The sequence below is a fragment of the Meishania litoralis genome, assembly GCF_042611095.1.
GTDB lineage: Bacteria > Bacteroidota > Bacteroidia > Flavobacteriales > Flavobacteriaceae > Meishania > Meishania litoralis.
In genome coordinates this window covers 97370-112140 of record NZ_JBHFPV010000001.1, presented here as the reverse complement: position 1 = coordinate 112140, position 14771 = coordinate 97370, and the positions used below count along the sequence as shown (strand labels likewise).

The following is a 14771-nucleotide window of genomic DNA, read 5'->3' as shown; positions in this document are numbered from 1 at the left end:
GGGATTCGATGTGTTTTTGGGGCTGGTAGACCGTGTCTCTTTTAAAAGTAGAAATAGCAATGTGTTCAAGAAAGCTATCCACGGCTGTGCCACCGCAGCAATAATCGTAAACAGTGGTATAGTAGCGATAAAGCGGGAAAAAGACAAGCAGATTTTAATGGTATCGGTCATCTGATTTTTATTCCTCCTAAAATACTAAATAATGCAATGCGGTCTACGATGCTAGATTTGTACTTTTGCCCAAATTCATGTAATGAGCACTAGGGAAGAAAAATTGAGGGCCTTTGACCGTCTGTTGACCGTGATGGATGAGCTGCGCGAGCAGTGCCCATGGGATAAAAAGCAGACCATGCAGACACTGAGGCACTTGACGATCGAAGAAACGTACGAACTTGGCGATGCCATTTTGGAAAATAACCTTGAGGAAGTCAAAAAAGAATTGGGCGATTTGCTGTTGCATATTGTCTTTTACGCCAAGATCGGATCCGAGACCAATGATTTTGATATTGCGGATGTCTGCACCGATATCTGTGAAAAATTGATCAATCGACATCCGCATATCTACGGCGACGTAACCGTTGAAAATGAAGAGGATGTAAAACAGAATTGGGAAAACATAAAATTAAGGGAGGGTAAGAAAAGTGTACTCGAGGGGGTTCCGGTCGGGTTGCCGGCCTTGGTAAAGGCCAACCGTATTCAAGACAAAGTTGCGGGCGTTGGGTTTGACTGGGAAAAACCCGAACAAGTTTTTGAAAAAGTACAGGAAGAATTGGCCGAGCTTCAAAACGAGGTCAATTCAGGCAATGCTCAAAAAATGGAATCGGAGTTCGGCGATGTACTGTTCTCAATGATAAATTATGCAAGGTTTTTGAACGTTGATCCCGAGAATGCCTTGGAACGTACCAATAAAAAATTCATAAGGCGCTTTCAGTATTTGGAGAGCAAGGCGAAGGAGATCGGAAAATCGTTAAAAGAAATGACCCTTGCCGAAATGGATGTATTTTGGGAGGAGGCCAAAAAAGCTCAAATTCAAGAATCAAGCTCAAAACAATAGATCGATATTTTCATTTAAAGACAGGCGACCTTGTTGAAAAATTATACCAAAGAATTCCGCTATAACTTGAAGCTGTCCCTTCCCGTAATCATGGGATTGTTGGGCCACACGATTGTACAGCTGGCCGACAATATCATGGTGGGGCAATTGGGTACGGCAGAACTGGCCGCGGTATCCCTTGGCAACAGTTTTGTTTTTATTGCCATGTCATTGGGAATCGGATTTTCGACAGCGATTACACCATTGGTTGCCGAGGCCGATGGTGCCGGTAACAAGGCCAACGCAAAAAGTGCCTTGAAGCACGGCCTTGTATTATGCACTATTTTAGGCTTGTTATTGTTGATGGCGATATTGTTTTGCAAACCGTTGATGTATTTAATGGACCAGCCGCAAGAGGTCGTCGAATTGGCAATGCCCTATCTTGATCTGGTCGCTATTTCGCTGGTGCCATTGATCATATTTCAGGCCTTCAAGCAATTTTCTGAAGGACTTTCACAAACAAAATACCCGATGTACGCGACCATTATTGCAAACGTTGTGAACATCACCCTGAACTATTTATTGATTTTCGGGTCTTTCGGATTTCCAAAATTGGGAATCGTAGGGGCCGCGATCGGCACATTGGTGGCGAGGTGCATGATGGTCGCTTACATTTGGCTCATACTGAAGAATAAAAGAAAGTTCCATGACTATGTTACCGGTTTCGACCTTAAGAAAATCGAAAAGAAAGTGATGCGAAAGATCATAAATTTGGGCTTTCCTTCGGCATTGCAGATGTTCTTTGAGGTTGCCATATTCACGGCGGCCATCTGGCTCAGCGGAATTTTGGGAAAGAATCCGCAGGCGGCCAACCAGATTTCCCTGAACTTGGCGAGTATGACGTTTATGTTCGGTATGGGGCTGGGTGTGACCGCAATGATCCGGGTCGGCAACCAAAAGGGTTTGAAAAATTATAAGGCTTTACGTCGCATTGCACATTCGATATTTTTACTGACCGTCTTGATCGAAATCGTATTTGCGGTCTGGTTTCTTTTGGGTAGATATTGGTTTCCGTCCCTGTATCTCGACCTCGACAATGCCATCAACCTGGCCGACAATACCGAGGTGATCGGCCTTACGGCCCAATTACTTTTGATAGCTGCATTTTTTCAGATTTCAGACGGTATTCAAGTTGTTGTTTTGGGCGCCCTGCGGGGTCTACAAGATGTAAAGGTTCCTACCTTTATAACATTTATCGCGTATTGGTTGATCGGTTTCCCCATCTCCTATTATTTAGGCCTAGAGACCGAACTTAAAAGCATGGGTATTTGGATTGGCTTATTATCGGGTTTGACGGCCTCGGCGATTATGTTGTATATTCGATTCAATTATTTGACCAAAAAACTGATTACCGATGGAGTTACCTAAATTCATTCTGGGGGACAATACCGATTTTCCCGAGGCCATATTCATCGTCCATACCGAATATCCGCGTTTTATCATCAATTTGGAAAATGATGAGGTAACATGGTTCGAGGATTTTTCCAAGGAAGATGAGGACGATCTTGAAGGCGAGACCGCCAATCTGATTCAAGCCGCGACCGATTTTTATGACAGGGAGGTGGCACGATATGAAGATTGACCGCTATGTGGGAAGAACTCATCCGTTACGATAAAGAACTGTTTCTCTTTCTCAATAATTTGGGAAACCCTTCTTGGGACGGTTTTTGGATGTTCGTCACCAACAAGTTCAGCTCGATCCCGATTTACATTTTGTTGATTCTTTTGACCCATCGCTATTTTGGGGCAAAAAAAACGCTTTGGGTCATTTTGAGTGCAATCGTTTTAGTGGTGGCCGTAAACGGCCTGGCCGATTTTTTCAAGTATGGGGTACAGCGCCTTCGACCTTGTTACGATCCCGAAGTGAACTTGTTGATGCGATTGGTGAAGGATACCTGTGGGGGTAAGTTCGGCTATTTTTCGGCTCATGCCGCCAATTCTTTTGCCATTGCTTTTTTCTTCACGGCGGTCTTGAGGCGCAAGTTGCGCTACATAGGGTTTTTATTGATGGCTTGGGCTTTTTTGATGGCCTATAGCCGCATTTACATCGGGGTGCATTTTCCGCTTGATGTCCTTACTGGGGGGCTTCTCGGACTCTTTCTAAGTTGGATTGCCTCAAAGTTGTATATATTTGCGCAACAGAAATTTCCCCAATGATTTCTAACCGTAGGTATTGGTTTTTATTGTTCTTGACCTTTCTGGTTTACAGTGCCGGAATGTTCGTGACGCTGTTCGAGAACGATTCTGCGCAATTTGCGGTGATGGCCATGCGCATGGTCCAGGAGAATGACTTCTTGAGCCTTTTTAAAGGTACTGAAGAGTATTTGGACAAACCTCATATGCACTATTGGCTCGCGGCACTGTCTTTTAAGATTTTCGGCATTCACGACTGGGCTTATCGAATCCCTGGAATTTTGGCAACCCTGTTGGGTGCCTATAGCTGCTTTGGGCTGGGAAAATTACTTTATAACAAAGATGTAGGTAAGTTGGCGTCGTTGATCTTCTTGACCGCCCAGACCATTGTACTTTCCGCAATCGATGTTCGTACCGATGCCGTTCTTACGGGCTTCACTATTTTGGCCATTTGGCAATTGGCGGCCTATATAAAAACACAGCGTTTAAAAAATGTTCTTTTTGGGGCTTTCGCCGCCGGAATCGCTTTTTCCACCAAAGGCCAGATAGCATTGGTGGTAATCGGCCTTCCCTTGATCTGTCATTTGGCATATAGTAGAAATTTTAATGTCCTTTTTAATTGGAAAGTGTTGGCCGCATTAATAATCTTTGCGATTACCATAGCCCCGATGCTCTTTGCCTATTATCATCAGTTCGATTTGCATCCCGAAAAAATCATAAGGGGAAGGGGAAACAGAAGCGGTATTTTCTTCATTTTTTGGGAGCAGAGTTTTGAGCGTATGAGTGGTGAGGGAATTGGTAAGAACAGTAGCGATTATTTTTTCTTTTTCCATACGTTTCTTTGGGTCTTTTTACCATGGACGGTCCTGGGAGTTTTGGCCTATTTTACAAAGATCAAGGTCTTTGTAAACGAAAAATTTCGAAAGTCCCTTGATAAAGAGTTGTTGACCGTTGGCGGAATCACCCTGATTTTTACGATCATCAGTTTTGCCCAGTTTAAGCTGCCACATTATTTGAATATTGTAATTCCTTTGTTTGCCGTGCTTACGGCTTCATTCATCTACCGTCTAGGTAATAACGGCTCAATAAAACAGTTGAAGATTTTTTTGGGCATTCAGTATTTTATACTTGCTGTGGTCTTTGTTGCCTCGACATTGATCTGTTTTTATGTCTTTCCGTTTAACGGCCCTTTGGTCTACCTTGCAGTGTTGGCTGCGGGTGCCATTATCATTTATTATTGTCTGATCCGTGAGGCATACTATTTTCGAATAATAACGGTAGCGGTTTGTAGTTCGTTACTGTTGAATGCAGTTTTAAACCTCCATTTTTATCCTAATTTGTTGAAGTACCAGGCCGGCTCTACCATGGCGAACACTATTGCCGAGAACGATATTCCGGTGGATGGCATTTATAAAGTATCGGAAAGATATACTTGGGCACTCGATTTCTATAATAAACGACCGGTACGGATTCTTTCTTTGGAAGAATTAAAGGATAAACAAGATGTTTGGGTTTATGCCAACGAAGAGGAATTAAAGCAACTGCACGAATCAGGCTTCGATTGGGATCGGCAGTTCACCGAAAAGCAATTTAGGATTACCCGTCTTCAAGCCAAATTCTTGGATCCTGCCAAAAGAAAAAAAGTGCTTAACAAGATGCATTTGGTGCATATTTATTAATTCTTGGTTTCATTGTTACCGGCCTTAACATCTAAGTCAACTTTCTTGAAATGGTAATAAATTCCTAGAAAAGAAACGAGCGCTGATATAAAGAAAAAGACCATACTTATACTTATTGAACTCGTTTGGTCCAAGCCGAACAAGGTCGCCCCGTAGTAAAAAGTAACTTCGCGGCTACCTATACCGCCAATGGTTAGAGGTATTACGGACACAATGGAAGATACCAGAAATATGAATAGATAAGCGATAGTGTCCAATACGATCCCCAAGGATTTCAAGATAAAATAGGCACTGGCCAATTGCGCCAATTGCACGATTGCCGAGTGCAAAAAAGACATCCAAAATACTGGAAGCATATCCTTGAAAAACCTTCTGTTAAGTAGCCAAAACGATATGATACTTAAAAGAATGGCCACAACGAACCAAGGCCTGAGCCCCTGAAGATCTTGATTGTCTACAACTGTCGCCAATATGCAGGCGTATACGAAGAGAAGCAGCAATCCGCTGAGTCTGTCCAACAGCAAAACCGATATTACCTTTTTGGTACTTACCTCAAATTTCTTTTTGATCAAATAGCCTTTATAAGCATCTCCACCGATTCCCCCGGGAAGAAAAAGATTGTAGAACATGCCCAAAAGATAAAGCTTCAAATTACTTTTTTGGGTCAGGAATATTTTTAACCGATGAAAGTAAAGGTTAAGGCGAAAGGCCGCGATCATCTTTGACAGAACGAAAAGAATGGCGGCCAAAAAGAAGTAAAAAGGATTCGTTCTTTTAAGTATGGTCCATACTTCGGCGAAATCGACCTTTGTAAAAATAAAATAGACGAGTATCGCACTGATGGCGATTTTCAAAATGCTGATGAGCTTTTTACGACGATTTGCCACCAACGGTCACTTTTTTGATGCGATACGGTCTTTTGTTCTGAGACTCATAATAGGTGCGTATCAAAAGTTCCATGACAATGCCAATTGTAAATAGCTGAATGCCTGCGAGAATGAACATGAGTCCGAATATCAACAAGGGTCGATTGCCGATATCCTCTCCAAAATAAAATTTTACGAAAAGCAGGTAAACATTTATCAGAACGCCGAGCAATATCAAAAGGAACCCAAAAATACCGAAAAGATGTATGGGCCTTTGAAAGTACTTGCGTATGAAGAGCAAAAGCATCATGTCGGCAACTACCTTAAAAACGCGCTCAAGACCGTACTTGGAAACCCCGGCATGGCGGGCGTGATGTTTTACGGGCACTTGTTTGATCTGTGCGCCTTCTAGATGGGCCAACAATGTTATAAAACGGTGCATCTCGCCATAAAGGTTGAGATCTTTGGCAATATCCTTGGTAAAGACTTTCAATGCGCAGCCATTGTCCTTTATATCCAGTTTGGTCACACGGCGAACCAAAAAGTTGGCAATTTTTGACGGGATTTTTTTTACTAGCGAATCCTTTCTTTTTTGGCGTATTCCTGTGACTACATCGTATTCATCGCTTACGGCATAATTCAACATCTGTGGTATATCGCTGGGGTCGTTTTGCAGGTCGCCGTCCATGGTGATGATAAACTCGCCCTCGGCATAGTCGATACCGGCCGCTAAGGCAAGACTTTGACCATAGTTTTTTTTGAGCTCGATCAGATGAACCTTTTTGTCGTTCATTGTTTTAACGACCTGACGGGTATTATCCTTTGAAAAATCATCGATATAGATAATCTGGTAATTGTATCCCGTTAAACTTTCATGGATTTTTTCGGTCAGCAGTTCCACATTGTCCTCCTCATTATAGAGGGGTACCACTACGGAAAGTAAGCTTTGTGTAATAAGACTCATCAAAAGAATTTACCGTTGGTCAAAGTTAAGCGTTTTAAGACTTTTCTTTTTCGTTGGCCCTTAATAACTTTTCAGCGGCCTGAAAAGGGGAAATTTTGTTCGTCTTGACGTCGTTCATCAACTCTTCAAGGCGTTTTTTGTTCTTCGGATCTGAATAAAAAACTTGTTTCAACCTTTCGTCGATGGTCTGCAACAACCAACTTTGGTTCTGTTTCTTTCTGTTCGAAATGAAATGACCCTTTTTTTTCGCGAGGGCAACAAATTCTAGAATCATATTCCAAATCTCGGTAATACCGGTTTTTTCCAAGGCCGAACAAGTCAAGACTTTTGGTATCCACCCGTTCGACTTGGGCGGATACAGGTGCAATGCTTTTTTAAACTCGGTCTGCGCCCTATGCGCCTCTTTTCGATTCGCCCCGTCGGCCTTATTGATGACCAAGGCGTCGGCCATTTCGATAATACCCCTTTTGATGCCTTGAAGTTCGTCACCGGCCCCGGCCAGTTTCAAGAGCAGAAAAAAATCGACCATACTGTGTACGGCTGTTTCACTTTGCCCTACACCCACGGTTTCAATAAGTATGACATTGTATCCGGCAGCTTCGCATAGGATCATTGTTTCCCGGGTCTTACGAGCTACGCCGCCCAACGATTCACTGGAGGGGGAAGGTCGTATAAAGGCGTTGGGGTCTTTGACCAGTTCGTTCATACGGGTCTTGTCTCCTAATATGCTCCCTTTGCTTTGGGCGCTTGTGGGGTCGATGGCCAGAACGGCCACTTTTTTTCCTATCGATGTAAGGTGTTTGCCAAAGGCCTCTATGAAGGTACTTTTGCCCACGCCGGGTACACCGGTAATACCAATTCGAATACTATCGGATTTTTTTGCCAGACACTGCTCGAGCAAAAAATTGGCTTTTTTATGATGTTCGGCCTGGGTACTTTCAACCAGCGTAATTCCCCTTGCCAAAGCCGCTCGGTCACCGGTGAGAATTGCTTCGACGAGTGTTTCTTCAGTGAGAGATGATTTACGTTTCTCCTGAACCTTTGAAATATTTTTTGTGTCAGTGTTCTTTTTTGGCTCCAATGCTAATTTTCAATAGGAACTTTCACCTTGGTCTCGTCCCAAGATAGTGTAAGGTATGTTTTGTCGGAATCCTCAAAATCGATAAGGAAACTTTCTTGGGGCGATGCTAACTTTTCGGCGGGTACTTCTACCGTAACGACATCTTGTTCGGGATTTCTGGTAGTTTCCTTGCCTCCGCTGAGTAGGGTAACCCCCCATTCGGGAACCTCTTTGTTGAACATAACGACCCAACTTTCGGCATTGGGCTTGGTCCATATTGAATACGTTCCGGTGGGTAGTTCGTTGCCGCTGATCTTAATGTCGGTTTCTGTGGTAAAGGTCGTCGGTTCGTTCGCCCCGGTTCGCCAGATGGTATTATAGGGTACCAACTCTCCGAAAATGACACGGCCTTTTTTAAACGGACTGCTATATTTTACGGCCAGGTCCATTCCATTTTTGGTGTAGGTCGACACTTTTTCTGGACTATGTTTTTTTGTCTGTTCCTGCAGATAGGGTTTGCCCACAGTAAAGAAAAGTAGGGCCAAGGCTACGATTACGATCAAAAACCATTTTAAAAACTTCATAGATTTGTTATTTGTGTTACCCTAAATTACTAAAACCTATCTCAACTGAACGTTTTTTTATTGGCAAAGGAAGAACTTGGTCGTTCGCGACGGTTTATTCAATGCCAAAAACGAACTTTGAATCGTTAAAGTATTTTTCTCCGGGCCGCAGTACGCTGCTCGGAAAATTCCTGTGGTTCGGGGCGTCGGGCAGGTTTTGGGTCTCAAAGCAAATACCGGGAAAATGAGGTGGTGTGTAGACGACGACAGCAGGCTGATCGGTAATGACCTCCATCGAAATACCTGTTTTTTTGGAGTAAACTTTGGCAACTCTTTCTGAACGGGCATCAACAAGGTATGGGGTGTCCAAAGGCTGGCCGGCAATTTTTTTACGTGTCATAAAATCGTACTCGGTACCGTTTACGGAAACAATGTTACCCGTCGGCAACAGATTCTCGTAGGTCTCCGCCATTTTCGTACAATTTAGTTCAAGTTCGTAGTGATTGACCGATTCGGCATCGTCTAACCTAAAGTATGAGTGGTTCGTCAAATTGACGATCGTGGTGCGATCTGTCGTTGCCTCGTGCGTTATTTGAAGAGTATTGTTCGATAATCTATAGGTGACATTTACGTTTAGATTTCCAGGATACCCTTCTTCCAAATGCTTACTAAAATAAGATAGTCTTACGAAAGGCTCTCTTCCACGTCCTACTTCCTCGATTTTCCAATATTTTTTTCCAAAACCTTCTTTTCCACCATGCAAGTGCACGCCGTGTTCCCCGTATAGGGGATAGGTCTGGCGGTCAAGCTCAAATGCCGCATTTGAAATACGTCCTGCAAAACGACCGACACATGCACCAAGAAAAACCTTGTCGGTCGGGTAGAGGCTTGGATAGTCGTACCCGACCACCACATTCCTCGAATTTCCATCTTTGTCCTTGACCAATAATTTCTGGATTATCGCCCCATAATCGAGTACGATCAAGGTAATAAAAGGGGTATTTAAGGTAACTTGTTTCAAACTTCGAACTTTGATCACGGTAAAAATACTCGATTTTTGCAACATCGTGTTTTTTTAATCGTCCTTAAGACAACAACGTATTCAAAACCAACACCGAAACGTATTAATGTTTCAAATTGATGTAGTAGAGCAGTGCAAAGCCAACGACCGGCGCGCACAAATGAAACTGTACAGACAGTACTGTGATGGTATGTACTGTGTGGCAATGCGATTTTTGAAAAATGCCGACGATGCAGAAGATGTGCTTCAGGAGTCATTTATTAAGGCCTTTCAAAAAATACATCAGTTCGAGGGAGATGTCAGTTTCGGCGCATGGTTGAAGCGCATAGTCATCAACAAGAGTATCGACTTCTTAAAAACGAAGAAAGACAAAATGGTGACACTTGATGAAGGCTATATGCATGTTGAAGTGAACGATGACTGGACCGTCGAAGACGGTATCTCGATGGAAGAAATCAAGAATGGTATTGAATGTCTTCCCGAAAAATATAGATATGTGGTCATGATGTTTTTGCTGGAAGGTTATGATCATAACGAAATATCCCAGGTTCTGGATTTGACGCCATCAAATTGTAGAACGCGATTATTGCGGGGAAAAGGGTTGTTAAAGGAAATGTTACAACAAAGAAAACATGGGACAGGATCTTAGAAAACTATTCAAAGAGCAGCGGAACGAGAAGTTTCTTATGAAAGAAGGCCACGAAGCACGTTTTTTGGCCCGAATTGAAGATGAACTGCCAAAACGTAAAAAATCGTCTTTTGGCCTTTTTAAGATAGCTGCCGCGGTATTGGTACTTCTTGCAGCAGGTTGGTTAGCGTATCAACTATTGCCCCCCGGCGAGGATCCTGTGAAGACTACTATCGTCAATAAGGGTGATACTACCGAAAAAAAAGAGGGCATTTCGTTGGGCGATCTCTCACCTGACTTGAAGAAAGTAGAAAACTACTATGTCGCCAACATCAATTATGAACTGTCGAAGCTCGAAATTTCGGAAGACAACAAAGCGATGGTCGATGGGTTTATGGACCGTTTGTCAGAATTGAACCTAGAATACAACCGTTTAAACGCCGAATTGAACCAAATCGGACCTAACGACCAGACCATAAACGCTTTGATCAAGAATCTGCAGTTAAGATTGCAATTATTACATAAGTTAAAGGAAAAACTGAACGAATTAAAATCATCAAAAAATGAACATGACACAAATACCGTTTAAATCTTTTGTGCTTGCCCTAGGTCTCATCAGCATAGGTGCTTACGGACAAAAGCAGACCAAAACCTTTGAAGAACGTTTTAAGGTCGCCGATGGAGCCGTATTGGATATCAATACGAGCCATGCCGACATTGAGTTCGAAACGTGGAACAATAATGAGATTTTTATCCAGGCCATTATTGAACTTGATGGGGTTTCCGATGAAGAGGCCAAAGATTATTTTGAAAGTGACAACCTTGAGATTTTGGGTAACAGTAAAAAAGTGACCATTACCTCCGAAGCTGAGAATTCATGGCTTTTTGGACATTCAGTTGATGTTCTTGACAATTTTGATTTTCAATTTGAATACCCGGTGATTCCCAATATGGATTCTTTGGATTTTGCGTTCGCCGTTATCCCTGAGATTGCCGATTTCCCCGACCTGTTCGAGGTACCGCCGATGCCGCCCATGCCCATGGCAGAATTTGATTACGATGCCTTTAAAAAGGATGGCAAGAACTATTTGGAGGAATGGCAGAAAGAGTTTTCAAAAAGTTTTGACAAGGACTACGAAAAAAAATTAGAGGAATGGAGCAAATGTATGGCCGAAAGTCGTGCGAAGCAGGAAGAAAAGCGCGCCCTTTTAATGGAAAAAAGACAGAAAGACCGTGCTGACCTACTTGAAAAGCGTGAAAAATTGGATCAAAAAAGAGCTGAAATGCAAGAAAGAAAGCGGGCACTTCTAGAGCAAAGTAGGGAAAAAGAAGAACTTGCCAGAAGGCGATTGAAAGGTATTGTGATCGATAGGGACAGTTTGAGAGGAAGCCCGAATATGTTCTATTTTTCCAACGGGGCCGAGAAAAGAAAATATAAGGTCAAGAAGACCATTAAGGTAAAATTGCCAAAATCCGTCAAGATTAAGATGAACGTGCGCCATGGAGAGGTAAAGTTGGCTGAAAATACGAGGAACCTTAATGCTAAACTGTCATATGCCGCTTTGCTGGCCAGTACCATTGATGGGGACGCCACAGTTATAACGGCCTCATATTCCCCTGTCAGTGTGCAAAGATGGAATTACGGGCAGTTGCAGACCAGTTATTCCGATAAGGTAGATTTGAAGGAAGTGCTCAACCTGAGGTTGAGTGCTACTTCTTCAGATGTGGTAATCGACAGACTGATCAAAAGTGCCTACATAAAAAACGATCTAGGGCCCCTTCGTATAAATAAGGTCGGAGATGATTTCAAGACGCTTGACGTTTCACTGCAGAATGCCGAAATGGATTGTGAACTGCCCTCTTCTTCATTTACGGTCTATGTCAATGGTATTTCGTCGAAGTTTACCTGCCCGGCAAATCTGCAATTGGAGCGAACCGAAAATTTGAACAGTTTGGTTCAAAAGGGATATCATAAGAGCAAAAATACCGATCGTTCGATTACGATCAACTCGAAATTCAGTGATGTAGTGCTCAAAGAATAACAAGCAGCATTGTTCCTTCCCAGTCGTTACTGATCCTCAGTGGCGACTATCTTCCAAAAAAGAATTTATTGCATATCGGTTTAAAGACCAAGGCCTGATCGCCAGTTTACGATTTTATCTTCATACATGGCATCTAGGGCCATTTGCACACAAACGGCCGCCCTTGCACCTGAAATGACATTTGAAACGGGTTCTTTACAGTTCACGATACTGTCGCGAAAATCGATAAGCGCCTGTTTGCTGGGGTCGTTATGGGCCACTTCGATAGGTATACCTTTTCCTTCTTCCCACTTGACGGTTGCGCCCGAGACACCGTCCACATTTCCGATTTCCCTATTTTTCTTTCCCTCGGGATAAAACCAGGCCTTTACATAATCTAAGATTATCGTGCCTTTGTCGCCCATGACCTTGATTTTGTAATCGTCCATGGCATTGCTGGTCAGGCATGTAAACTTGGCCTTGATCCCGTTCGGGTAACTATAGATCAAATGCACATTGTCGTAGGTCTCTCGCCCGTCTTTCCAGTAGTCGATACCGCCAATTCCCATAACTTTTTCTGGCACGCTTTCGGTTACCCAGTTCACGAAATCCAGTTGATGCGAGCATAATTCGGCCACCAATCCTCCCGAAAACTCACGGTACATGCGCCAATTTATGGCGCGCTCCAATTCAGGACTCGGTATTGGCCTGCGCCAATCACCGTTTCGGTTCCACTGGCATTCGAAGGCCGTGATCTTGCCAATTTTACCATCTTTTATTAAATCCACTACGTGGGTGTAGAGTCGAGAACTGTGGTATTGATGCCCGGTTTGAAAAGTTCTGTTCGATGTTCTAACTTTTTCGACAAGGTTCTGTATTCCATAAAACCCTTTGGCCAAAGTTTTCTCGCAATAGACATGTTTTCCGGCATCCAAGGCATCTATGGCGATTTTTGAATGCGTATTGAAAGGTGTGGCAATGAGTACGGCATCCACATCGGGGTTCTCGAGCAGCTTTCGATAATCTTTGTACCCTTTGGCGGTACCTTCGGCTTTGCCCAAACCCTTTTCCAATCGTTGGGGAAGGATATCGCAGCAGGCGATCACATTTAAATTTTCGATTTCGTTGATAAAGGGAAGCAATCCGCCACCACGGTCTCCTGTACCTATAATGCCGATATTGATCGTTTCGTTCGCTTTTTTTGAATTTAAGATACCGGCAAATACCGATGATGAGGTAGCTATGGCCGTTGTTGCCAAGCCGCTTTTAACTACAAAATCCCTTCTTTTCATTATCTAATTTATGGTTTCGGTGCATTGACCGTGAACGTTTGGTTTATGGTAGATCAAGGATTCGCTATTTAAACTTTGGGTTCCCATCCGTTTTCATATTCGCGTTTCCAATTTTTCATGGCCTTTTCATTGTTCAGCACTTTTCCCGTTTTTTGATCTATTTTCAACGTTTCCCCGGCATCCTGTGCCATATTCCCAAGGTGACAAAGCATTGTTGAGATACTGGCATCATTGATATCGGCATGAAGACTTTCGTCTTTTCGGATCGCGTCGAAGAAGTTGCCGACATGGTTGATATCCAAGCCGCCTTCTCCTCTTGTATTCGTGGTCTCGCTTCCCGATTGTTCGTATTCGAATTTTATCGGGTTGCCCCCAAGGTCAAAAAGCTTGTAAAAATTACGATCTAGCATTATCGAACCTTTGCTTCCGTAAATCGTGATTCCGCGACCGGGCCTTTCGGGTTGGATCAGTCCACGGCTGTGGCCTGTCCAAGTTATGAATTTATCGTTCGGGTATTTGAAGGTGACCTGTTGGTTATCGACAAACTCCCAATCATCGTCATAGGCATATTTTCCTCCAAAGGAAGTGACACTTTCGGGTAGGTCGACGCCCAGTGCCCAACGGCAGATATCCACTTCATGGGTGCCATTGTTGTGCATTTCACCCGTACCCCAATTTCGAAACCAGTGCCAATTGTACGGATGGATGTTGTCTTGATACGCTTTTCTTGGGGCCGGACCCTGCCACAGTTCCCAATCCAACGTTTTCGGTGCATCGATTTTATTTCCCTTACCTATCGAACCACGGTTGTTGGAGTAATAGGCCTCACCTTTGTATACCTCGCCGATTATTCCGTTACGGATGTCGTTTATGGCGTTAATCGAGGTTTTAGCCGAACGCTGTTGATTGCCCATCTGTACTTTCTTGCCGTATTTGTTCTGGGCCTGTACCAAAAGCTCATTTTCATGGGGATTATGGCTACACGGTTTCTCTACATATACATGTTTGCCGGCCTGCAATGCCATAATGGCCATTGGGGCGTGCCAATGTTCGGGAGTGGCAATAAAGACAGCATCGACGGCCTTGTCTTCCAAGACTTTTCTAAAGTCTTTCATCACCTTGGGCACATAACCAATGTTTTCTTGGCACCAAGCATTGTGCTCTTCGATAATTACGTCGTCAACGTCACAATTATAGATGATCTTGGCATTGGGGTCGGCATTAATGGCCTTGACATGGGCCTTGGCCCTACTGCGTACACCGATCACCGCACAGTTGATATGGTCGTTCGCCCCAAGAATGTTCGAATACCCCCATTTCGGCATGATGATACTTCCCAAGGTCATTGCCGTCGCACCTGCCGAGGTCTTTTTGATGAAATTGCGTCTCGTTGTCATGATTTTTTATTTATCGATCTCTCATTGCTATTTGCGAGGATAATATCGGTTCGA

General features: G+C 43.5%; 15 protein-coding genes. 8 read left to right on the top strand and 7 right to left on the bottom strand.

What is annotated here, in order from left to right; all coding sequences use genetic code 11:
* The first annotated feature begins 253 nt into the window (after nt 1–253).
* Genes mazG through ACEZ3G_RS00520 form a run of 5 tightly spaced genes read left to right on the top strand, consistent with a single transcriptional unit; the run spans nt 254 to nt 4905 of the window.
* Complete coding sequence (gene mazG, locus ACEZ3G_RS00540) at nt 254–1054, top strand: nucleoside triphosphate pyrophosphohydrolase (protein ID WP_432423528.1); 801 nt, start codon at nt 254–256, stop codon at nt 1052–1054.
* Nucleotides 1055–1084: 30 nt separating this feature from the next.
* A complete protein-coding gene (locus ACEZ3G_RS00535) occupies nt 1085–2461 on the top strand; it encodes an MATE family efflux transporter (protein ID WP_432423527.1) in 1377 nt (458 codons plus the stop codon).
* Nucleotides 2448–2675, top strand: a complete 228-nt coding sequence (locus tag ACEZ3G_RS00530) for a hypothetical protein (RefSeq protein WP_432423526.1) — start codon at nt 2448–2450, stop codon at nt 2673–2675. The genes ACEZ3G_RS00535 and ACEZ3G_RS00530 overlap by 14 nt, the downstream gene beginning before the upstream one ends.
* 5 nt (nt 2676–2680) lie before the next feature.
* On the top strand, nt 2681–3250 hold the full coding sequence (locus ACEZ3G_RS00525; RefSeq protein WP_432423525.1) for a phosphatase PAP2 family protein: 570 nt from the start codon (nt 2681–2683) through the stop codon (nt 3248–3250).
* Nucleotides 3247–4905, top strand: a complete 1659-nt coding sequence (locus tag ACEZ3G_RS00520) for an ArnT family glycosyltransferase (RefSeq protein ID WP_432423524.1) — start codon at nt 3247–3249, stop codon at nt 4903–4905. The genes ACEZ3G_RS00525 and ACEZ3G_RS00520 overlap by 4 nt, the downstream gene beginning before the upstream one ends.
* Here ACEZ3G_RS00520 and ACEZ3G_RS00515 read toward each other — a convergent pair.
* The 5 genes from ACEZ3G_RS00515 to ACEZ3G_RS00495 form a co-directional block, all read right to left on the bottom strand.
* Nucleotides 4902–5759 (bottom strand): lysylphosphatidylglycerol synthase transmembrane domain-containing protein, encoded by an 858-nt coding sequence (locus tag ACEZ3G_RS00515; protein ID WP_432423523.1) that lies wholly within the window; start codon nt 5757–5759, stop codon nt 4902–4904. The genes ACEZ3G_RS00520 and ACEZ3G_RS00515 overlap by 4 nt on opposite strands.
* 16 nt (nt 5760–5775) lie before the next feature.
* Nucleotides 5776–6735: a glycosyltransferase family 2 protein gene (locus ACEZ3G_RS00510; RefSeq protein WP_432423522.1), complete on the bottom strand. Its 960-nt coding sequence runs from the start codon at nt 6733–6735 to the stop codon at nt 5776–5778.
* Nucleotides 6736–6769: 34 nt separating this feature from the next.
* The gene (gene meaB / locus ACEZ3G_RS00505) at nt 6770–7816 is read right to left on the bottom strand and encodes a methylmalonyl Co-A mutase-associated GTPase MeaB (RefSeq protein ID WP_432423521.1); all 1047 of its coding nucleotides are present in this window, start codon (nt 7814–7816) and stop codon (nt 6770–6772) included.
* A gap of 2 nt (nt 7817–7818) precedes the next feature.
* Entirely contained in the window at nt 7819–8379 is a 561-nt protein-coding gene (locus ACEZ3G_RS00500; RefSeq protein WP_432423520.1) for a DUF2911 domain-containing protein, read from the bottom strand.
* A gap of 94 nt (nt 8380–8473) precedes the next feature.
* Nucleotides 8474–9379, bottom strand: coding sequence for an aldose epimerase family protein (locus ACEZ3G_RS00495; protein ID WP_432423519.1), 906 nt, complete (start codon nt 9377–9379; stop codon nt 8474–8476).
* A 106-nt stretch (nt 9380–9485) separates the two neighbouring features.
* On the opposite strand from ACEZ3G_RS00495, the gene ACEZ3G_RS00490 reads away from it, so the two are divergent.
* The 3 genes from ACEZ3G_RS00490 to ACEZ3G_RS00480 are packed head-to-tail and all read left to right on the top strand — an operon-like array spanning nt 9486 to nt 12049.
* The gene (locus ACEZ3G_RS00490; RefSeq protein ID WP_432423518.1) at nt 9486–10028 is read left to right on the top strand and encodes an RNA polymerase sigma factor; all 543 of its coding nucleotides are present in this window, start codon (nt 9486–9488) and stop codon (nt 10026–10028) included.
* A complete protein-coding gene (locus tag ACEZ3G_RS00485; RefSeq protein WP_432423517.1) occupies nt 10012–10596 on the top strand; it encodes a hypothetical protein in 585 nt (194 codons plus the stop codon). The genes ACEZ3G_RS00490 and ACEZ3G_RS00485 overlap by 17 nt, the downstream gene beginning before the upstream one ends.
* On the top strand, nt 10571–12049 hold the full coding sequence (locus ACEZ3G_RS00480; RefSeq protein ID WP_432423516.1) for a hypothetical protein: 1479 nt from the start codon (nt 10571–10573) through the stop codon (nt 12047–12049). Before ACEZ3G_RS00485 ends, ACEZ3G_RS00480 begins: the two co-directional genes overlap by 26 nt.
* 80 nt (nt 12050–12129) lie before the next feature.
* Here ACEZ3G_RS00480 and ACEZ3G_RS00475 read toward each other — a convergent pair whose 3' ends face one another.
* The gene (locus tag ACEZ3G_RS00475) at nt 12130–13320 is read right to left on the bottom strand and encodes a Gfo/Idh/MocA family protein (RefSeq protein WP_432423515.1); all 1191 of its coding nucleotides are present in this window, start codon (nt 13318–13320) and stop codon (nt 12130–12132) included.
* 68 nt (nt 13321–13388) lie between these two features.
* Nucleotides 13389–14717: a Gfo/Idh/MocA family protein gene (locus ACEZ3G_RS00470; RefSeq protein ID WP_432423514.1), complete on the bottom strand. Its 1329-nt coding sequence runs from the start codon at nt 14715–14717 to the stop codon at nt 13389–13391.
* Between the last annotated feature and the right edge of the window lie 54 nt (nt 14718–14771).